Raw genomic sequence first — 23064 nt, 5'->3', positions numbered from 1 at the left:
TATCAGAGTTCCACTTTTTCCAATTTTTCTTCTTTTACTGCCGGCTTTATCTTCCCCAGTGAATGGACGGTCAAGCCTTCGAGGTTCTGATGGTTTTCAAAAAAGAAACTACAGAAATATCCCAAAACCACCGCACTTGTTAATCCTGTCAGGGCATAAAGGTGAATGCTCAGGTCAGTGGCGTATTTTACCCCCACCTGGACCACCGCACTGAGCAGAAGGCCCAGCAGGGCGCCATTGCCGTTTACCTTTCTGGAAAGCATTCCAATCAGGAAAATGCCCCCCAATCCCCCGGCAAAAAGCCCAATGATCATATTAAACTGGTCCCAAAGGGAAGGCAGTCCCAGACCGGCCATGACCACCGCAAAGCCCGTCCCGAACACTCCTACAATTACGGTCACCCATCTGGCAAATCCCAAGGTATTTTTTCCCTCGGTATCCTTTGGGTATAATTTTTTGTAAAAATCAGTGGTGACCACCGTTGCCACGGAATTCATGCTGCTGTCCAAACTGGACATGGCTGCAGCAAACACTGCCGCTATCAACAGGCCAGAAACACCCACCGGGAGCTGGGTCACGATATAAAACGGAAAGATACTGTCCGCATTTTGTACAGAAGGGCTAAGCTCCGCCGGGTGGAATTTGTAAAACAGGTACAGGGCAGTTCCTATGCTGAAGAAAATCAATGCAGAGGGTAAAGCCATCAAGGCACCGGTAGTTATGCCATTGGCTGCCGTTTTTTCGTCCTTGGTGGTCAGGTACCTTTGGATGACCGTTTGATCACTTCCATATTGGACAATATTGGCGGCAATGCCACCAATAAGCACCACCCAGAAACTGGTTCCCGTAAAGTCCAGGTTCAGATCAAAGATCCTTGTTTTATCGTTTTCCTGTACCAAGGCCCAAAGTTCTTCCGGCCGTGCCTGGATTTCATAAAAGATAAACCCAAGACAAACGAGCGCCCCTCCCAATAAGACCACTACCTGAATCACATCCGTCCAGATCACTGCCTCTATCCCTCCAAGCACCGTGTAAAGAATGCTCAACAAGCCCATGATCAAAATACACAGGGTCACATCAATGCCCGTCACCACGGACAGGGCCAAGGAGGGCAGTAACAGCACAATCCCCAATCTTCCCAGCTGCAAACCCACATACACCAAACTTCCCACCAGTCGAACGGTACGGTTGTACCGCAGCTCAAGGTATTCATAGGCGGTGGTGATGTTCAACCTTCTGAAAAAAGGCAGGAAAATATAAATGATCACCGGAGCCACCATGATGATGGTCATCAACAAAAAGAACAAGGTCCAGTCCGTCGCAAAGGTTTTGGCGGGTATGGCCATAAAGGTAATGGCACTGAGCTGCGTCCCGAATATACTTATCCCCGCTGCCCACCAGGGCACCCTGCCTCCTGCCTTGAAGAAATCTTCCGTGGAGTGCTGCTTTCCCGAAATCAACACGCCCATCAGGACCAGAGAACCCAAATAAACGCCCAGAACGGTATAATTGACCCAACCAAAAACCGCCTCTTTTTGGTAGCTCACCATCTGGATATTAGGAGTCCTTAGCCCAGGACTTACCTCTCCTGAAGGCAGTACCACTTGATCACCCCACCTCACTGCACTTGTTGTCACGGGCGTTGGAAAAGGCAGCTCACCCAAGGTTTGCCAGCTATCGGTTACCGTATGGTACATCAACACTTGCTTATCAAATCCCGAATGGTTCTCCAAAACAGAATCCCTTTGGCGGGTCAGTTCCATAATGGCCAAACTGTCCTTGGAAGCCGCCAGTGAAGCTGCATAGCTTTCCAATTGGTTGAAGGTCTTACCCCTCACCCCTCCATAAAACACAATATGTCCTGCTCCCTGTGCAGCTACCGTTCCTGCTGAAAGGGTCAAAGGATTGCCCCCTTCATCCTGCAAGGGACTGATCTCCTTCCACTCCCCCAATTGGGGATCATAGCAAAATGCATCGCTATAAAGCTCGCTGACACCGTTTTCCCTTTTCTGCCTTCCTCCAAAGAGGTAAAAGCATTCCTGCTGCCCATTGCCCTGCACCGCCGCCATTGCATGGGAACGAGGCTCTCCGGGCCAACTTTTCAGGTTTTTCCATTGTGGCTGCTCTGCCGCTAGGTTCAAACTCAAAAAGGCATTGGACACCTGTTTTCCTTCCCCTCCTGCCAAAAACACCTGGCTTCCGATCAAGCCGCCTGTGGCATTGCTCAGGGCAAGGGGCAAATCCGGTAGCGTTTTTATCTCCACCTGCTTCTCCTCCGGATTCCATTTGAGCAGGTACACTTTTTTAAAGATCGTATCTTGGTTTTCCCCGCCTATACATAACAGGCCTTGAGGTGTGCTGACACTGGTACCATAAGCAACAGGGGCAGGTAGCTGCAGGTCGATCCCCTCTACCCATTGATAGCCGTTTTCGGTTTTTTCAAGTACATGGACATTTTGGGAATACTGTTTTTTTCCTCCTTTCCAGGGTTCCTTTTCGGGGAAATTCGCTCCTCCCGCAAGGATAAGCACATTTTCGTGGACACCGGCAAACATGCCTGCAAAGCCCAAAGCAAGGCTGTCCCCTTCCTCCGGCGGCAAGTCGGGCAAGGCACTATAAACAAAGCTTCCCAGGTTATTCCCGGTACCGCTCTGCCCATGGGCGCCCAGTCCCAAAAACAGAAAAAATAAAATACAACTTATATATACACTTGCTTTCATGAATAATTAGGTTACTTGATTATCTTCTTACGTACCCACAGACATACTATCTTTGTCATTATAAATTCCCTCAAATACGTAAGGAAGCTTCTGCGCTTATCCGCGAGATTTGCGGGATAATAGTTTTTTTACTGGCGCAACATCCTATAACCATGATAAGATAATAGACCACTTTGGGTTTTTGTTCGGGGAATTATACCAGCTTGGGACGGACGCTGAACCGGAAGAAATCCAGCTTTTCCAATTCCGCTTTTAATTGGGCATAATCGCTATCCTCCAGCTGTCGGACAGGCTGCCTGAACTGTCCACAGTCAAGACCACAAAGCTTCATGATGGCTTTTCCGCAGGCTGCTCCACCGTATTTACCAAACAGGCTGATCATATCGATGGATTTTTCCTGCAAGGTTCTTGCCCGCTCCATATCCTTTTGTTCAAAGGCTTCCAAAAGCTCCAAATAAAGAGGGGCGGCATAATTGTAGGTGCTCCCCACTGCCCCCTTTGCCCCCATGGACAAGCCGGCCAGCATGGTTTCATCCCAGCCCCATAGAATATCGTATTTACCCTCTTCGAAACGCAGGCATCGGTTAAATTCCATCAGGTCATTGTGCGTGTACTTAATGCCTGCAAAGTTGGGAATACGTGCCCCGGCTTCCTTCAGGAAATCCAGCATAGGAAGTTCCACCTTGGACAATAGGGGGATATGGTAGAAATAAAATGCCTGATCAGGAGCTGCGGCAGCGATGGGTTCAAAATAGTCCACCAACTGCTGTACCGTATTGGGACGCATATAATAGGGTGCGGTCAAGGCAATACCATAGAAGCCCAAGTCCTTTGCTTTCTGGGCCAAGGTAATGGCCTCCTTTTGATTGGTACCGCCCAGCATGGCCATAACCTTAAATTCCTCCGCGGAAAAAGGTGCCCAAGCTTCAAACAAGCTTAGTTTCTCCTCCAAGGTAAGTGCTGCCCCTTCACCGGTGGTTCCGGCAATAAATGCTCCTACGATCTGATGGGCTTTCAATGACTGCGCCAAATCAGGGACAATGCCGGTATTGAGCTGTCCTTTTTGGTCAAAGGGCGTAAAGGTCGCCGCTACAAGTCCTTTTATTTTATTGAATTTCATATGGTTAAACAGGTTTTAAAGAAGGCTGCCTCAAAGTTTGGAAATCGTCCTCATGAGAAAGTAACATTCTAATATCCACAATAGAGTTGGATGACAGTGACAATTGTACTTTCTTCTCGTCATAGCTTCTCTACGGCCCTTCGACAAGCTCAGGGGCCTTCGATCGCAATGACGTTGAAAAAGTACAATTATCATTCTATCATTTACATTTGAGAAAATGTTGGTTTCTCACAAATACGGATTCCTTCCTTTAAGGCAGCCTCATGGTAATTAATTTCCGTATCCCGGATTTTGGGTGATTTTAGAATTTAAACTGATGGTACCCAGAGAAATTGGCCATAATAACAGGTGCTGCTCGTTTTCGCGGCCTTGAAGGGAAGGTACCAGTTCAAAGGCTTTATTAAAGCGAACGAGGTCCCACCATCTTTTTCCTTCAAAAGCCAGTTCCAACAAACGCTCCTGCAAGATCGCTTCATCATTGGCTTCCTGTCCCATATCCACAAACCGGTGGGCTTCAAAATCATCCCCATAGGCCCGTTCCCGTACTTGGTTGATCTCAGCGGAAGGATCTTGGCCAAGCGCATTTTTGGCCTCGGCAATCATCAGCAACAGGTCCGCATATCGGTAAATGACCACATCATCCAAAAACCTTCTTCCCGAAGGATCGACATATCCCCTGAATTTAGTAACCACGTTGGCATAGGGTTCCATAGTACCGCCTTCACCAGGAATAGAGATACTCAAATAAGTGGCATCCTTTCTTTGGTCATCGTCACCATAAGCCCCTGTTACCACAGCGGAAGGCCCCCAACGGTTAAGCCCGCCACCTTGACCCAGCTTCTCCAGCACTTCTTGGTCTGCACCTGCAGGAATCTGATCATCACGGATATACATGTTGCCATTATAATTGGTACCGGATTCCAGGTCCCTGAAATGTACAGCCATCAAGATTTCACTGTTTCCTTTATTATCATAGCGGAAGACCTTATCATAGCTGGCTTGCAAGGATAGCTCCGGCAGATTGGCCTCTTCCAGTGCGTCCAGAGCAGTTTGCAAATCGGCATCGCCTCCCCCCATCCTTTTGGCCGTCCAAAGGAACACATCTCCTTTTAGGGCATTGGCCGCCGGCTTTGACCAGCTTGCTTTGCCTGCTGAAAGGGAATTATCAGGATACAAAGACAAGGCACTGTTCAGGTCCTCCTTGATTTGAGCAAAAATGGCATCCACTGAAGCCCTTTCTCTGAAAGTCGTTTCAGCATCATAGCCTTCAGTCGGAGTAATGACCAAAGGCACTCCCCCCCAAGTTTTGGCCATCAGAAAATAAGTGTAGGCCCGCATGGTATAGGCCTCCGCCAATAGCCTGTTTCGATCTTCCTCATGGGTGAAGGGAATATCCGGCACATACTTGATAATCAGGTTGGCATCGTGAGCCACTGTATACAGCCTCAGCCATTCTGGTCCGGCATAGTTGGGATCCAAGGTGTTTTCAAAGTACCTTTCCAAGCCCTGTGATGCCTGAAGCCCATAGGAAAGCGTGCCACTTCGGCTTTCCCCCCACATAAACAGGTTGCTGGCCGCCTCATCCCTAAAACGTACATACATGCCGTTCAATGCGCCCTTTGCATTGTCCTCAGAGGTCCAAAAGCCCGACACCGTGATTTCACTGGTCGGTGTCAGCTCCAGGTTATCGGTACAGGAAGCAGCAGTCATCAGCAAGCCTGCTCCCGCCATTCCGGTCAATAAGATATTTTTAATGCTTTTCATTGCTTTTCGATTTGGGTTAGAAATTGACATTCACGCCGAACAGGAAGCTTCTTGGAATCGGGTACCTTCCGGAGTCGGTCCCGCCTTCCTCTGGGTTCAAGCCTGTGTATTGGGTAAAGTAATACAGGTTAGAACCGGTAAAATAAGTCCTGATATTGCCTATCTTCAGCTTCTCCGTCCAGGCCTTTGGCAGATTATAGCTAAGCGTGACCTCCCGAAGGGCCAGGTAATCCCCCTTTTCATGATAGAAAGTGCTGCCTCGGAAGGAATTGTTCTGGGAAAGTTGGTCGGCCCAATAATACCTAGGAATGTCCGTCACGTCGCCCTGGTTCTGCCAGGAAGTGGTGGTTTCTTCCAAAATCCCGATATCTCCCTGATACTGGCCATTGAACCTGGCCCTAGACTCATGGTAGATGGTATGTCCCAATGCAAAGTCGGTACGGACAGTCAAGGAAAGTCCTTTGTAATTGAAGGTGTTCGTAAAACCACCGGTCCATTTCGGGAAAATATTACCTGCGTATACCCTGTCCCTGCTGTCAATGGAATCATTTTTGTCCAAATCCGCCCAGTTGGTATCACCACCGAACTTGCTCTTGTCCGTACCGGGAACCAAGGCGTCGTAAGGTCCTTCAGCTGCCTCTTGGTCGGTAGCATAGATTCCAAGTTGCTGATAAGCAAACAAGTCACCCAATCGATTACCCTCTTGGAGTCCACCTTTCCAGGTATATTGTCCCAATACCGGATCGTAGATCAACACTCCCCCGATTCGGTTGTTCTCATTTCCGTTTTCCGGTAGCTCCACCACGGTATTGATATTGTAGGAGGCATTTGCCGCTACGTTCCAGGAAAAGTCCTTGTTTTGAATGATTCCTGCAGAAACTTCCATTTCCACCCCCTCGTTGCGCAGAGAGCCCAAATTGGTCAAAATACTGCTAAAGCCGGTAGACTGGGGCAATTCCAAGTTGGTCAATAGGTTATCCGTCAATCGGTTGTAATAATCCGCGATCACCGTTACCCGGTCATTGAAGAGTCCCATGTCCAATCCTATATCAAAGGTTCCTGAGCGCTCCCATTTCAGATCCTGGTTGGCCATTCTGTTATTTTGTATGGCTGCCTGGTCATAGTAACGGTTGCCAACTGAATAAAGACCTTGCGCATGGAAATCTGACAGGTTACCGATATTGCCGTTTACCCCATAGGAGGCTCTCAGCTTAAGCGTGGACAACTGCTCGGGTACCTTTGCCCAGAAATCTTCCCTGTGAAGGTTCCAACCGGCAGATACCCCTGGGAAGAAACCCCAGTAATTGTTGGCTCCAAGATTAGAAGCACCATCATAGCGGGCGGTGAAGGAAAACAGGTATTTCTTATCAAAATCGTAGTTTACCCTTCCGAAGTAACCAACGATCACCTGCTGGGTCAATGAACTGCTCACCGAGGTGGGTTCCGCAGAAGCATTGAGGGTGGGAATCAAATCCGAAGCGGCTCCTCTACCAGTGGCGCTCGCCACATAGCTCTTACGGTCATAATAGGATCCACCCAGCTTAAACTGCAGGTTATGAAGGCCAATGCCCTTTTGATAGCTGAACACCCCATCAAATTGTTTCTGCCAATAGATGGAATTGGAAGCTGAAGCCTCCCTGCTGTCCACAAATTGGGTCGGGGTATTGTAGAAGGATTTTTGAAAACTATTATTGGTAGCCTGCACGAAGTACAAAGACGCCATGGGCTCAAATGTAAAATCCTTAAAGATTTCCCAGTTTGCTCCACCGGAAAGTGTCATTCTGTTGGTGGCGTTCATGGCGGAAATCCTATTCAGGTGATACAGCGGGTTCCCCATACTTCTGTTTTGGCCGGTGGCCAAGGTCCCGTCTTCGAAATAAAGCTTGGCGGTAGGCGGCAAACCAAGGGCACGTTGGAACAGTTGGTTTTCACTAAACACCTGACTGTTGGAGCTGGAAGTAAAGTTCAATCTCCCATAGACTCCCAGCCTGTCATTGACCTGTACATCCCCGTTCATACGGGTGGTAAACCTTTTAAAGTCCGTATTGATGGCTACCCCTTCATTATCCAGATACCCCACACCAAGGTCAAACCTTGCTTTTTCTGATCCACCGCTGACATTAACATAGTGGTTTTGACTGACGGCCGTCCTGAAAAGAATATCCTGCCAATCGGTCTCCGCAAAAATAATGGTCTTGGTGGGGTCCGCAGGATCAGGCATTTGCTGCCAGCCTTCATTGAGTTTATACTCATTTTCGGAAGTAAGGTATTGCGGCGTGAAGGCGGTATTGTTGGAAAGGTCATTTCCTACCCCAAAGCCATTGGCCAGGTTCAACCTGAACAAATGCTGGGGACGCTTTTCAGCAGTGGCCAAAATTCCTTTTCTATTGAAATAGATATAGTCTTCAGCAGAAGCCATGTCGTATTGGTTCCACATTTCTGAAGCGCTGATATTATAGCGATAGGTCACCAAGGTCTTGCCCACCTTGCCGGTTTTGGTGGTGATGATCACCACACCATTGGATCCTCGTGCACCATAAATGGCCGTGGCAGCGGCATCTTTAAGCACCTGTAATGACTCGATGTCATCAGGGTTGATGTCGTTCATATTGCTACGGATAACCCCATCCACAATATAAAGGGGCTCCGCGCCATTGGGATTGTTGATGGAAGTTCCCCCTCTTACGATGATTCTTGGCGCTGCTCCGGGCTGTCCGGTGGTGGTCTGCACCCTTACCCCGGACACGGTACCTTGCAGGGCAGAAGCAGCATTGGCAAAAGGCACGTTTTCCAGGACCTTTTTGTCCAACTTCGCTACCGAGGAAGTCAAGGTCTCCCTGGACTGCTCTCCGTATCCGATTACCACCACTTCATCCAATTGCTTGGAGTCTGTTTCCATGCTGATCTGTAGGCTCGTTTCATTGGTAATGGTGGTTTTCTGGCTAACATAACCGATATAACTAAATATCAGCACTTCTCCCTGACTGGCCTGAATAGAGAAGTTACCATCCAGATCAGTTACCGTACCCCGTGTGGTACCTTCGATCAAAATATTTACACCTGGAATGGTTTCCCCGGTTTTGGCATCCAATACTGTTCCATTGATGGCTGCTTCCTGGGCCATGACCTGGCCGGACAAAAGCACCATGAACAGTATCAGCCACTTTTTAATGTAGTTGTTCCAATACATATTCTTTTGGGTTATAGAGTGAATAATAAGGTGAAAGCATAATACCTGTTTTTTACTTTACTGTACAGCGTGGGATATTTAGGAATAGCTTACCTAACAAAGCTAGAAAAGCCATCTTCCAAATAGGGGAACTATCGTCCGTAAGAAGGTGCCCTAAAGTCCAGGGAGGTAAAAAATCGTCCTGAATAAGGGATATAATCGTACATTCTTAACATTTACTTCATGCTGAGCCGGAAAATTTAAAGGGAAAAAACTAGATTGGAGCATGAAAAAGTGATGGTAAAAAAAAAAGGAAAGTCCACGGATTTCACAGCCTGTCCCGTCAAATGACGGGAGATCTATCTGGCACTAGACAGGTTTTGTCCACGAATTACACGGATTAGCACGAATTACTTTTGATAAGTGGAGTTGTTTACCGTTGATGGTGGACTCATATTTGACGGTTGCAAAGGAGGGGTGTTAGGTTTTGTTGCTCACGAATCCACTACGGCAGACAAGTTTCCACAGCCTGTCCCGTCGAATGACGGGAGATCTACCTAACGCTCACAGGTTTTCACAAAATAAACAAAAGCTTTCCGTGGATATCTGTGAAATCCGTGAGAGACTATTTTAAAAACACAAGGCTACTGGTATAATTGCGTATAATCATATAAAAGAGTTAACATAGGCTCAACATAACACCATTTAATTTAGAGATTGACATTAGTCATATACATACTCCTAGTGCTTTCATGATAAAAAATTGCCTCTTCATATTAATCACTATAATTTCTTGTCTTGACTTATCAGCCCAAGGTACGGGACATCCTTTTTATAAATTTACCCACTATACCTCCCAGGACGGCCTGCCACAAAATTCCATCTTGGCCATCATGCAGGATGACAAAGGCTTCCTTTGGTTTGGTACCGATGATGGATTGGCCCAGTTTGATGGCTATCAGTTTACGGTCTTCAAACATCAGTTCCAAAAGCAGAAAAGCCTCAGCAATAATGTCATCCGGGGTATTGTCCAGGACAGCAAAGGCTTCATCTGGATCAGCACCGAGGGCGGTGGAATGAACGTTTATGACCCCAAAACGGCCTCCTTTGCTTCTCTACTCCAGAAAAACCTAATTCCCTCCCAAAAAACAGGGGAATTACTATTGGATTCTCAGGGGCGACTTTGGGTAAGCACCCCCTCCGATGGTATCTATAGGATCAGTTCCAATTCTTCTGCTACTCCTAAAAACCTCGACGAGTTCATCGAGTCACTGGACATTAAACATTATACCAGCAACAATTCCGGATTGTCCGACAACAAAATCTGGCAGCTTTTTGAGGACAGCCAGTCCCGGATCTGGATAGGCACTTATGACCAAGGTGTTCAATCCTTGGATCCGCAAACCGGAAAATTCACCTCCATGGCGATAGACCATCATGGTAAACGCATCCGATCCGTAAAAACTTTCTTTGAAGACAGCAAGGGAAATCTATGGGCAGGGACCGAACACCATGGCGTTTTTATAAAAGCTTCAGGAAAATCCGGTTTTGTACCTTTTGATTCCCCCCTTGCCCCCCTTAGGGAAGAAAATATTACCAGCTTTTTGGAAGATCAACAGGGCCACCTCTGGATAGGCACGCTGGGCGGAGGATTGTACGTCTTTGAGCCCAGATCAAGGCAGATGTTCCATTACGATGACAATCCTGCCGACCCTTACAGTTTGAATGGCCAGTCCGTTTACACCATGCTGGAAGACCGGGAGGGAAATATTTGGATAGGGATGTACTCTGGGGAAGGGCTGAACAAAATCAACCCGGCTTCCCAGCACTTTGAGCACTACCGCCCCCAGGCAAACGAGCCAGGGAGTCTTTCGGGAAAAATGGTCAAATCCCTGCTCATGGACCATGACCGGAACCTATGGGCAGGCATTTTCAATGGAGGCTTGAACGTAAAAATAGCCACAAAAGAACAGTTTTCCATTTTTTCTCTTCCTACCAGGCAAAAAGAAATCACCAAACCCAATGTTCAGGTGATTTTTGAAGACACCAGCCATCAGCTATGGATCGGCACCGACGGCTCTGGACTTTACAAGTATAATCCCGCCACCAAAGCCATCACCTCATTCCATCATTCTCCGGACGCCCCCAACTCCCTGAGCAAGGATGAGGTTTGGGCCATAGTGGAAGATCACAAGGGCCTCCTTTGGATCGGCACGGCCAATGGAGGAGGATTAAATGTACTGGACCCCAAAACAGGAAAGTTCAGCAACTTTTTGCACCGCCCCAATGACCAGAGTACCCCTAGCTTCAACGATGTCCGGTCACTGTTGATCGATTCCAAAAACAGGCTCTGGATTGGCACCTACGGAGGGGGGCTGAACAGGTACGACTTTGACACTCAAAAATTCACCTATTTCAGGCATGATGATGCGGACCCGGAAAGTATCAGCCACGACATCGTCACCACGATCTATGAAGACCGTAAAGGAAACCTTTGGGTGGGGACCTTTGGGGGAGGACTGAACCGAATGAACCCCGAGACGGGAAATTTTGTGCAGTTTAGGGAAAACGATGGCCTGCCCAGCGATGTGATTAAGGCTGTACTGGAAGATGACAGTGGACAGCTTTGGATCAGCACCGTCAAAGGACTTACTGCTTTTAATCCTGAAATCGGAACCTTTAAAAACTATACCGCAGAAGACGGTCTTCAGTCCAACGAGTTTAACCTGGGCTCGGCCTTTAAGGCGCCAGATGGCAAAATGTACTTTGGTGGTACCAATGGCTTCAATGCTTTTTTGCCAGACCAGATCAATCTTCCCGAAAATCCACATATTCCCATTTTGACCAAACTCAGGGTACTCAATCAATTGGTCCACCCGGGAGACACCATAGAGAATGAGGTATTGTTGGCCCACAGCATAAGCTATACTGATGAATTGACCCTCAACCATCGTCACAACAGTTTTGAACTGGAATTCAGCAGCCTGGAGTACAACCAGCAGGAAAAAATCAATTATGCCTATAAACTGGAGGGCTTTGACAAAGAATGGGTATCTACCGATGCATCTAGACGGTATGCTGCTTACTCCAACCTGGATGCGGGGGAGTATGTCTTTCGGGTAAAAAGCACCTCAGAAAATGGACTGCAAAATTCAGAAGAGCGCTTGCTGCACCTTAGGGTTTTGCCGCCCTGGTACAGAAGTGTGGCAGCCTACCTTATCTATTTCATCCTCTTTCTTCTTATCTCCTACATCGTCAAGTCCATCATTACTTTCCGTATCCGGATGAAAAACGATTTGCGTTTTGAGCGTCTGGAGCATCAAAAGCAGGAAGAGATCAACCAATTAAAGCTTCGGTTTTTCACGAATATATCCCACGAGCTAAGGACTCCCCTGATGCTGATCAAGGTACCTCTGGAACAGCTGATCCGAAGGGCCGATCTTTCCCAGCAGGTCCATCACCAACTGAACTCTATCCATAATAATGCCTCCCGCTTGCTAAAGCTGATCAACCAGTTATTGGAATTCAGGAAGCAGGAAACAGGGCATTTAAAGTTAGAAGTTCAGGAAAATGACCTGAAAGCCTTCATTAATAATATCTATACCTCTTTTGAAGGGCTTGCCAAACACGGAGCTATTGATTTTAGGCTGGATATGGAAAAGGAGCTTCCCGAAAAACTCTGGTTTGATCCCGACCAAATGGAAAAAGTGCTCTACAACCTTTGCTATAATGCCTTTAAATTCACTCCCAAAGGGGGGAAAATAAGGATCCATTTGAGTCAAAAAACGATTAAAATCGATCAAGAGGAAATCGTTGGAGTGGTCATCACAGTGGAAGACAACGGAAAAGGAATCCCCCTTGAACATCAGGACAGGATTTTTGAGCGCTTTTTCCAAATTGAAGACGCTCAGGAAAATTTCACGGCAGGAACAGGTATCGGGCTGGCTTTGAGTAAAAACATCGTCGATTTTCATCATGGCAAAATCAGCATGTCCAGCATCCCAAAACAACAAACCTGTTTTACGGTCTTTTTGAGAACCGGCACTGCACACTTTGCCGCTCATGAGATGAAAAGGATGCCTACCGAAAGCAGTCCAAAAAAATTATCCATAGAGCAAGAACTCAACGCCATAGACCTGCACATGCTCTCTTCGATGAAGCTCTCGGAAGATGCCGGTCCAATAGACTCCGGCCTGCAAAACCAAAAGCTCCTTCTCGTAGAAGACAATGAGGAGCTACTTTCCCTGATGAAAGGAGTATTGCAGTCGCATTTTACGATAATCACAGCACCCAACGGAGAAGAAGGTATCAAAATGGCCCAACAAGGGTCTCCAGACATCATTATTTCCGATGTGATGATGCCTAAAATGGACGGTGTAGAAATGTGCGGACTGCTCAAAAAAGACCTGGCCACCAGCCATATTCCCGTTATCCTGCTTACCGCCCGCAGTGCCTATGATTATCAAAAGGAGGGCTATGCATCAGGGGCTGATGATTACCTCAGCAAGCCCTTTCCGCTGGACCTGCTGATCACCAAAGTACGTAACCTGCTATTCACCCGCGAAAAACTCAAGCAGGCCTTTCGCCAAAAACCAGACCTGGCACCTTCGGACATTACCGTCAGCCCTGCCGATGCCGATTTGATGGAAAAAGCCATTCAGGTGGTAGAAAAGCATATGGATGACACGGATTTTGACATTTCCGGCTTTGTCAAGGAAATGGGCATGAGCCGCACACTGCTTTTTGCCAAGCTCAAGGCCATCACCGACCACACCCCCAACGAATTTATCCAAACGATCCGCCTGAAAAGAGCTGCACAACTTTTAGTGAAAAGTGAGCAAAAAATAGCAGAAATCAGTTACATGGTGGGTTTCAACAATCCCAAATACTTCAGCAAATGTTTCCAGAAGCAATTTGGATGTAGTCCTTCAAAATACAAGGAGCAGCATACCCTCTAAAATTTCTAGGGAGAAAAGGTGCTGCTAAGTTTTCCCAATGAAGCCTTTCAATGCAAGAGCAAATCGATGTGGCCTGAGGACTTTTTGTCCATATTTCCATCTAACTTATGTCATAATCTCAGTTCAAGTTTCAAAGACGTCATTCCGAACTTGTCTGGAGCCAAACAGGGCTTGGCGTAGGATTTCGAGAAGGAAGCCGTGGGAATCTCATAATAAGAAGATTGCCACACCCTTTCCTCCCACACTCACCCAAGCACAAAAGGGTTCGCAATAGCCTGCCCCGATCACTTTCGGGGACGCAGCGATCCTATTTCACTGCTTTTAAATCGAACTCGGGTTCATACCTTAGCTATTGTACGTTACTTTTTCAAAGTCTTAGAATTCGGGTTAAAAATCCAGTACCAATCCAATGGAGGGCAAAACTGATCCATCTGAAATCGAGGGTATCAGCTTAAGGTTCCTCGGCTCAGTAATATTGCCCTCATCATCGCGCTCAAGCCCATATAGGGGTTCGGACGGAGCATCCTGGCCCAAAAGGTTTTGGAACTCCAAAAAGAGGTTAAAGGTAAAGTTGGTGAAATTCCACTTTTTATCCACCCTCAAATCCGTCTGGTTGAAAGCCGATAAAAGCAAGTCCCCCTGTCTGGAATAGTCCTTTATGATGGCCGGATAATTTTCCAAGGTGGCTACCTCATCCACAGGGGCTATCGGCATTTTTCCCAGGTACCTGACGCGTGTGCTGATTTCCCAGTTCTTATCAAATTTATAGCCCCCGGTAAAGGTCAGGAGGGTTTTATTGTCCCATGAAGACGGCAAATAGACCTCTTCATCCAAACTGGTATATTCGCTTTTATAAATGGTCAAAGCAAGAATTCCGTAGAAGTCATTGGTGAACTTTTTTTGTAATAACAGTTCTGTCCCATAAGATCTGCCCTTTCCTACGCTGGATACAGGCTCATTGCCCAACACAGAAAAATCACCGCCCAGATTAGCAAGGGAGACGTTCTTACTTAAACTCACAGGATAGTTATCGTATTTTTTATGAAACCCTTCCAGGGTAATTCTGGTGGAGGGATTGATCAAATATTCCAAACCGGCAACGTAGTGGTCACTTTGGATGTATTGGGTGCTTTTGTTCACAAAGTTTCCTGCTTGGCTCTTAAAGCCCAAAACGGTATAAGGCGGAATTTTATAATAGCGGCCAAGGGAGCCGTTAAAACTCCATTTTCGGGCCTTGTCAAGGGAATAGGAAAAAGAAAACCGGGGACTAAATGTTTTCCAAATATCGTTTCCGGAATCCATAAAGTCATTTCCATCCATTCTGGCACCTCCCGAAAGGCTCAACCTTTGCTGAAAAAATTCACGGGTAAGCTGACCGAATATCCCATAGCGCAAAAAGTTGATATCCGACTGATAGGTGAAATCATTGACAAGATCTATCGAACTGTTTTTATAGTCCGCACGTTGCAGAATACCTCCGGTGCTGAGTGTCCAGTCACCTAAAAACTTGGTCAAACTGTACCGAAACTTCGTTTCCTGTTCCCTGGAGTCATTGACCAGGTACTCCCCTTCTTCGTTGACCACATCTTCAAATTGCCTGAAATTATTATTCAACATATTGTTGCTCAAAGCGGTACTCATAAAACCACTTCCATCTTTGAACCTCCTTTTCCAGACAAGTCCATGGGTACTTGTCCATTGTTTGATGATGGGCAACTGGTCCAACGTGGCCTGTTGCTCCGCATCGATATCGTCTGGCTGGTTGATAGCAAAATCATCAATTGATCCCAGTCCGGTAAAGATCAAGCTATTGTATTTATCAATTTCATGGGAAACTTTATACTGAAAATCCCAATAATCAGGCAGGAAGGGCAAATCCAAGGCCTTAAACAGTACCTGTAAATAAGACCTTCTAACCGAGGCGATAAAAGAGGTTTTGGAAAAATCCTTCTCCCTCTTGAACAATGGCCCTTCCAGGGTCAAAGCAGCTTCACTACTGCTCACACGCACGTTGGAGTGAAACTCCCTGTTATTCCCATCCCTTTGATCAAACTGCAACACTCCTGAAAGCACATTATCATAATTTGCGGCAAAAGCACTTGTTGACAAGGTGACGCCTTCAAAAAAAGACACGTTGAGCAAGCCCACTGGTCCGCCGGCACTCCCCTGCGTAGAAAAGTGATTGATGTTGGGAATTTCTATTCCATCCAAGTAATAGACGTTCTCATTTGGGGCTCCGCCCCGGATGATCACATCATTTCTGAATCCGCCTACTGAACCCGAAACTCCAGGCAGGGCTTGCACCACCTTGGCGATGTCGTTATTTCCACCGGGGTAGGTGGCAATTTCTTCTAGAGAAAGTCGCTGAACAGACAGTGGTGTTTCTTCATTTTTACCAAAAGTATTGGCCAGGACCACCACTCCCTCCAGTTCGCTGATTTCTTCTTCCAGCAAAATACTTACGTCCGGCACTCCCCCTGACCTTACGGTGAGGTTGAATACCTGTTTTTTGGTATAACCGATGTATGAAGCTTCCAGTGTATATGTTTTGGGCGGTACCTCACTGATCCTAAAGAAGCCATCCGGATCTGTCACTGCTCCCAGATCCGTGCCCAGTAATTTTACAGCAACCCCTATCAAAGGCTCCTGGGTTTTGGCATCTTTTACGTACCCCGCCACCGTTCCACTTGGTTCCTGCCCCTTGACACTAAATACTATGGTCAAACCAAGTAGAAGTGAAAAAACGATTGCTGATAATTTGTTCATCGTATTGCCCATTTACAATACAAAAAAACAATCCTTGGAACTATATGTTTAAACCTTTCTCTACTTTTTTAACAAAAAATTCTCCCATCAAAAAATGAGGTCTCACTTCCCTTTTCCTGTTTCCCTTGAGCCAGGGCTAAGCAATACCCCTAGGGCAAGATCCCCGCTTCCCCATTTTTAGAATAAATGAGGAATCAGGACAATGCTAAAAGAACAAAGCGCCTGTCTCATAAGTAGATTTCTCTGAGTCCTACACAAATAATATTTTGTAACAGTGTGCGAGTCAGTGGAGAAAAAGCCAGCCCTAAAGGGGGTGAACTTATAATAGCCTGGGGCTGTGCCCCAGGCTAAAGTATTCCGTAAGGATCATGTTTTGGCCGGATCAATATCACTATAGCATACAAATTGCCGCCAAAACCCGTAGATTTCAATTGAGAAATCTACCCAAGATAATGTTTATAATTACGTCATCGCAAGCGATCAGAAACCCTACACCCATGGAATATTTGGTAACAAGATTCCAATCATAACTTATGAGGTAACCTCTCTTTCCTTTCCAATCCCCTAAGCTATGCTTAGAGGGGAAAGAATCCTTTACTGTGAATTTTTGATACCTTGGTACTAATCGGATTAATTGACGATTTTATCCAAGGTAGTTAAAGAAATCGGGCTGTCCCCTGTCGACAAGGAGAGACCGGCATCGATATACTGACCTCCGATATCTTGTTTACAGTGGATGGCCATCACATTGCTACCGTTTGATTTTAAGGATTTTTTGGCTTCCTCGGATATCTCCACATTGATATAATCGGAAGTAAAACCGCTAAGTTCCACGGCTTTCACCCCGTTGATATAAACCACACATTCGTCGTCATGATGGATCCTCAATCGGATCTGGTCACGGTCTATCTTGGAAAGGTTGCCCAATTCGAACTCCCTTCTCAGCCAAATATTATCCGTTCTCCAATCCGTTCCATTGATGGCACCGGGAGTTTTTGGAGCACCAAAGCCGGCTTTTCCTGTGGACCAGCTAGCCGCATTGAAGTCCCTCTCCATCCAGTTGGATGCCGGAGAAGTGGTGGTATATTTCCATTCTTTTTCCGCATCCTTTGCTGTAGGCTCCAGTACATAGCTATAGCTTTGGTCATGGATGATTTTCTGATTCGTTTTGGCCATTACCGCTGGGTCTATCTTCATGATCCTGTCGTAAGTCATGATTCCGTTCAGTTCAATCTCCACATCGGTAATTTCGGTGTAAACCGCTGCGCTAAGGCCCTGGTTGGTTTTAAAATCCACCAGCATATCTGCAAATCGGTTGTACATGCCAAAGTATTCTTCATCGTCTTTAACAGATACATATTGCATCAGGTCATTGGGATTCCACAAATGATCGTCCATCTGATAGCCTATACCTCCGTATTCCCCGCAGGCAGTCGCCCTGTTGGCACTTGTCGGAGCCACAGGAGGAGGATAGCTATGGTAATCCATCACATCCCCTTCACCTCGATCTCCCCCTCCACTGGCTTCGTTCACCAGCCTGGAAGGGTCCATTCCTTTGACCATGGCCACATATTCTTTGGTATCATGCTGGGCCTGGCTTTCATTGAAGACCACCCACATGACGATACTTGGCGAATTCTTGAGGTTTTCCACCATCCTTATCAGTTCATTGGAAAAAGCCTCCTTCACAGGTTCTGGCGCACCAAAGGTATAACTGTTAGGAGAAGGCATGTCCTGCCAAACCATCAGGCCCAGTTTATCGGCCCAATAATACCAGCGCTGGGGTTCCACCTTGATGTGCTTCCTGGTCATGTTAAAACCGAGCTTTTTGGTCATTTCCAAGTCATACCGAAGGGCCTCATCGGTAGGGGCAGTATATAGCCCGTCAGGCCAATATCCTTGGTCCAAAGGTCCCATATGAAACACAAATTCATTGTTCAGAAACAGCCGTTGGAACTCCCCGTCCTGCTCCACAGAAATCTTACGCATTCCAAAATAGGTGTCCACTACATCGACCACCTTATCCCCATCTTTTAGGGTGATGGTCATATCGTACAGAAAAGGACTGTCCGGTGACCAGAGCTTTTGGCTCTTGATAGGAATGGCAGTAGGTTTCATCGGCTTGCTGTCTACCCTGGCAATCACTTTATCGCCTTCTTTTACCTCAGCAGTATAGGAAAGGAATTTACCCCCCGCAGTAGTGACCGCAAGATTGAGCTCGGACCGGTCTATATCAGGTACCATGTGGAAATCAACAATTCGTTTTTCGGGAACCGGTTCCAACCAAACGGTTTGCCAGATGCCAGTTACCGAGGTATACATGATACCTTCAGGGTTCAGGGTCTGCTTACCTCTAGGAAAACCTTCCTTGACCGTAGGGTCCCATACCTTGACGGTTACGGTCTGTGTTCCCGGTTTCAGGTACTTAGAAATGTCAAAAGAAAAGGGATCATAGCCTCCTTGGTGTTTTCCCACCGACTGGTCATTGATAAATACCTCACATTGATAATCCACCGCGCCAAAATGCAACAGAACGGACTGTCCCTTCCACGCTTGGGGCACGGTAAATTCACGACGGTACCAGATCCGTTCATGGGACTCCATCACTCCGGAAAGGGCCGATTCCACGGCAAACGGTACCAAAATAGTATCAGAAAGCTTTCCTTTCGGGTAGGGTTCATTCACCCAGGTTCCCGGCTGGTATTGCCATAGGCCGTTGAGGTTCATCCACTCGTCCCGCACCATCTGCGGACGGGGATATTCAGGAAGTACATTGTCAGGATCTACATCCTTGGCAAACTTGGTCATTAGCGGAGCCTTCTTTGGTGTCCACTGCTGGGCTTTTAGCCCTGCGGTGAGCAAACATAACATAAGCACTCCGAGTAACTTAATTCTAGTCATTTTTATGGATTATGTTGATTGAACAATTCACTTTTTACTCTTCATCAGACAAGATCCTACCAACCGTAGGAATCTAAAAAAAACTGATAAATCGCTTTAGCTTGCCTTTTTTGGCACTACAAAAGTAAAGAAGAGCTACTCGTTCCATTGCCACAAATCCTCCAAAAAAACAGGAGAAATCCTTCATCGGCTGCAGTAATGATGGTAAAGTGCTTTTCAGCATCCATTCCCTCCTATTCCTCGTCCCAACAGGTTGAAAAAATGGAAAGGAGCTAAAAGGGGTGTTTTCTAACTTCATCGAAAAACCGAATAAATAATTCCGCCCCCCTGGGACCAAATTAACCCATACCCACTTTTCACCGATATTCCATCCACCATCCAACTATCAAATAGGGTCATTTCATGTTACACTTTTTTTGTAACTTACGACGATACAATTGACCTTGTTATGAAACCCCTATTGTTCAAAATCGCCAAAACAGAAGAAGAGGCCGTCAGGATATTGCAGGAAGATTATCCCTATTTCTACGATAACCTGCACTATCATTTGGAAACCCAGATCATGGTGATTTTGGAGGGTGAAGGGACTTATTTCATCGGGGATGCTATAGGGAACTTCAAAGCTGGGGACATCTTTTTGCTGGGGTCCAACCTCCCCCATTTTTTCAGAAGTGATAAGCCCTACTATGAAGAGACTTCAGGACTTCGGTCCAGGAATATTTCAATACTGTTTGCTGTGGAAACTTTAGGGAAGGACTTGATGGACCTACCGGAATTCCATGGCGTAAAGCAGCTCTTGTACCATAGTAAAAGGGGACTCCTTATTCAGGGGAATTCCAGAAAACGGCTTTTTGAATCTGCTCACAAAATTGCCTCAAAGAAAGGCTTGGACAGGCTCATTTATCTGCTGAAGATTCTGAACAGACTCTCCAAAAGCCAAGAACTTATTCCGCTAAGCCATATTAATTTCGAGCTGGAAGCCCGTCCAAGCGACACCAAAAAAGTAAATGTCGTCATCCGTTTCATAATGGACAATTTCACCCGTGACATTTCACTTTCTGAAGCTGCAGATGTAGCTAACCTTAGTGTCAATGCATTTTGCCGTTTTTTCAAACAACATACCAGAAAGACCTTTTCTCAATTTCTGAATGAAATCCGCATCGGACACGCCTGTAAACTCTTGATCGAAGAGGGTTATAGTGTCAAAGAAGTCGCCTTTGACAGCGGATACTTTAATATTTCCTATTTCAACCGGCAGTTTAAACTCATTACCGGACATACCCCTTCGGAGTATTTAAAAGCCCATACCCAGAAACACAGCAAAGCGGGTTAAAGCACCTAGACGGAAACCAGAATATCCACCTCTATCGATTTGCTGATCGGTGTATTGCTTTTATCGGCATACTGATCATTGGGAACAAGTACATTGGTCTCTGGAAAATAGGCTGCCAGATTGCCCCTTGGGATATTATAAGGGATGATCAAAAAGTTCCTGGCTACCCTTTCCTTTCCATTGTAATTGCTGACCAGGTCTATCTTATCGAGCTTTTTCAGCCCCCATTCCACCGCATCTTCCGGATTGATAAACACCACTCTTCTTTCATTATAAATTCCCCTGTACCGGTCGTCCAATCCGTAAATGGTGGTATTGAACTGGTCATGGGACCTGATGGTCATCAGCAGGAACTTGGCGTCGGTTAGGTTATGCTCTGGAACCGGGCAAATGCTGAATTTTGCCTTACCTCCAGGAAGGCTGGAAAAGTCCCCTTTTCGGGCATGGTTGGGCAGGTCAAAGCCGCCTGACTTCGATCTCTCGGAATAATTGTCAAAACCTTTGAAAACCTGCGCTATCTTTTCCCTGATCAATCCATAGTCAGCTCCCAACGCTCCCCAATCAATCAGGTGGTCATTTCCAAAATAAGCCTGGGCCATTTTTGCCACAATTTCCGGTTCGCTTTTAAGGTTTTCAGAGCTAGGTTGAAGGCTTCCCTTTGACCGGTGAACCCTGCCCATGCTGTTTTCCACCGTCACAAAGCGTTCCTGGCCATTTTTGGCGTCCTTTTCGGTTCGCCCCAGCGTGGGCAGAATTAGGGAGGTTTTTCCTGGAACCAGGTGTGTCCGGTTTAACTTGGTGCTGATGGATACGGTCAACTGGCAGTTTTGAAGGGCCTGCCCCGTATATTCTGTATCAGAGGCTGCAGAGAGAAAATTGCCCCCCAGAGCGATAAACACTTTTGCTTTGCCTTCATGCATGGCTTTGATGCAGTGCACCACATCAAGGCCCTCCTTTTCGGGAGGCTGGAAGCCAAACGCAGTGGCAAAAGCCTCATTTAAGGACTTGGACACATGGTGGGTAATCCCCACTGTCCTATCTCCCTGGACATTGCTGTGCCCTCTAACCGGGCAGGTACCAGCTCCTTCCTTCCCAATGCTTCCTTTGAGCAATAACAGGTTAACACATTCTTTGATATTATCCACCCCGTTTTTATGCTGCGTCAGGCCCATGGCCCAGCAGATGATGATCTTCTTTTTTTCGGCAAGCAGGGCAACGGTTTGGTCCACCTTTTCGGCGCTTACTCCGCATTTCTCCAAAAGCGCTTGCTCATCGTAGTTCTCCAAATCACCTAAAAGTGCTTCATAGCCCTGTGTATGCTTTTGGATAAATTCATGGTCAAATACCCCACCTTTTTCCTTGTCCAGGCGGGCCAGCTTCTTGATCAGCAGTTTGAGCAGGGCGACATCCTGGTTGATTTTTACCTGAAGAAAAATATCGGTAAATGCAGTGCCTTCCCCAATAAGGCCATTCGGTTTCTGGGGATTTTTGAAGCGGATCAAACCTGCTTCTTCCAAGGGATTGATCGCCACCACCTTGCCCCCATTTTGCTTGCATTTCTCCAAAGCTGACAACATCCGGGGATGGTTGGTGCCCGGGTTTTGCCCGATGACCATCACCACTTCTGCATGGTCAAAGTCTTCCAGGGTCACTGAGCCTTTGCCAATTCCAAGGGTTTCTCCCAATGCCACCCCGCTGGACTCATGGCACATATTGGAGCAATCGGGCATATTGTTGGTCCCAAATGCACGGACAAAAAGACCGTATAAAAATGCGGCCTCATTGCTGGACCTGCCCGAAGTATAAAACACTGCTTCGTTGGGATCTGCTAAGTCTTTCAGCTTGTCGGCTATGGTTTGAAAAGCTGCTGCCCAAGAGATCGGTTCATAGTACTGGCTATCGGGCCGGAGAATCATCGGATCCGTGATCCGCCCACTCTTTCCGATCCTAAAATCCGACCATCGGGACATTTCAGCCACCGAATACTGGTTAAAAAACTCAGGGCTAACCTGCCTGGTGGTGGCTTCCTCAGCCACTGCTTTCACCCCATTTTCACAAAATTCACCTAAGGAAGTCCTTTTATCCGGATCAGGCCAGGCACAGCCCGGGCAATCAAAACCGTTTTTCTGATTGAGATGGGACAACGTCGAAAAAGACCTCTTCAGGCCCATTTCCTTCATCGCATGGTCCAAAGCCACTTTTATCGCCGGTATCCCCGCCGCAAAGTTTTTGGGCTCACCGGTTGCTATACCCGTCAACTTCTCCGGGCCAACAACCGAAATATCCCTTTTATTTGATCCTTCCATGGTTCAATTTGCCTAAAAACAATAGTA

9 protein-coding genes are annotated in these 23064 nt (G+C 46.7%); 2 read left to right on the top strand and 7 right to left on the bottom strand.

Annotated elements, in window-relative coordinates; translation table 11 throughout:
• Nucleotides 1–2 precede the first annotated feature (2 nt).
• The 4 genes from ACYVAA_RS04290 to ACYVAA_RS04275 form a co-directional block, all read right to left on the bottom strand.
• Nucleotides 3–2720, bottom strand: a complete 2718-nt coding sequence (locus ACYVAA_RS04290; protein WP_460538833.1) for a sodium:solute symporter family protein — start codon at nucleotides 2718–2720, stop codon at nucleotides 3–5.
• A gap of 193 nt (nucleotides 2721–2913) precedes the next feature.
• A complete protein-coding gene (locus tag ACYVAA_RS04285) occupies nucleotides 2914–3840 on the bottom strand; it encodes a beta/alpha barrel domain-containing protein (RefSeq protein ID WP_460538832.1) in 927 nt (308 codons plus the stop codon).
• Nucleotides 3841–4110: 270 nt separating this feature from the next.
• The gene (locus ACYVAA_RS04280; RefSeq protein WP_460538831.1) at nucleotides 4111–5604 is read right to left on the bottom strand and encodes a RagB/SusD family nutrient uptake outer membrane protein; all 1494 of its coding nucleotides are present in this window, start codon (nucleotides 5602–5604) and stop codon (nucleotides 4111–4113) included.
• 16 nt (nucleotides 5605–5620) lie between these two features.
• Nucleotides 5621–8794 carry a SusC/RagA family TonB-linked outer membrane protein gene (locus ACYVAA_RS04275; protein ID WP_460538830.1) on the bottom strand — a complete coding sequence of 1058 codons (3174 nt, stop codon included), beginning with the start codon at nucleotides 8792–8794 and terminating at the stop codon, nucleotides 5621–5623.
• A 731-nt stretch (nucleotides 8795–9525) separates the two neighbouring features.
• Between ACYVAA_RS04275 and ACYVAA_RS04270 the strand changes: the two genes are divergently transcribed.
• Nucleotides 9526–13731: a hybrid sensor histidine kinase/response regulator transcription factor gene (locus ACYVAA_RS04270; protein ID WP_460538829.1), complete on the top strand. Its 4206-nt coding sequence runs from the start codon at nucleotides 9526–9528 to the stop codon at nucleotides 13729–13731.
• Between the two features lie 387 nt (nucleotides 13732–14118).
• Here ACYVAA_RS04270 and ACYVAA_RS04265 read toward each other — a convergent pair whose 3' ends face one another.
• Together ACYVAA_RS04265 and ACYVAA_RS04260 are read right to left on the bottom strand one after the other, a co-directional pair.
• Nucleotides 14119–16497, bottom strand: coding sequence for a TonB-dependent receptor (locus tag ACYVAA_RS04265; protein WP_460538827.1), 2379 nt, complete (start codon nucleotides 16495–16497; stop codon nucleotides 14119–14121).
• 630 nt (nucleotides 16498–17127) lie between these two features.
• Nucleotides 17128–19398, bottom strand: coding sequence for a glycoside hydrolase family 2 protein (locus ACYVAA_RS04260; RefSeq protein ID WP_460538825.1), 2271 nt, complete (start codon nucleotides 19396–19398; stop codon nucleotides 17128–17130).
• Between the two features lie 448 nt (nucleotides 19399–19846).
• Here ACYVAA_RS04260 and ACYVAA_RS04255 point away from each other — a divergent pair, with 448 nt between their 5' ends.
• Nucleotides 19847–20731 (top strand): AraC family transcriptional regulator, encoded by an 885-nt coding sequence (locus ACYVAA_RS04255; protein WP_460538823.1) that lies wholly within the window; start codon nucleotides 19847–19849, stop codon nucleotides 20729–20731.
• Nucleotides 20732–20736: 5 nt separating this feature from the next.
• On the opposite strand, the gene ACYVAA_RS04250 is transcribed toward ACYVAA_RS04255, so the two are convergent.
• Entirely contained in the window at nucleotides 20737–23037 is a 2301-nt protein-coding gene (locus ACYVAA_RS04250) for an FdhF/YdeP family oxidoreductase (RefSeq protein WP_460538822.1), read from the bottom strand.
• Between the last annotated feature and the right edge of the window lie 27 nt (nucleotides 23038–23064).

The organism is Echinicola sediminis, from assembly GCF_054777495.1.
Note: the sequence above shows the minus strand (reverse complement) of the source record. Positions and strands in the feature narration are given on the sequence as shown.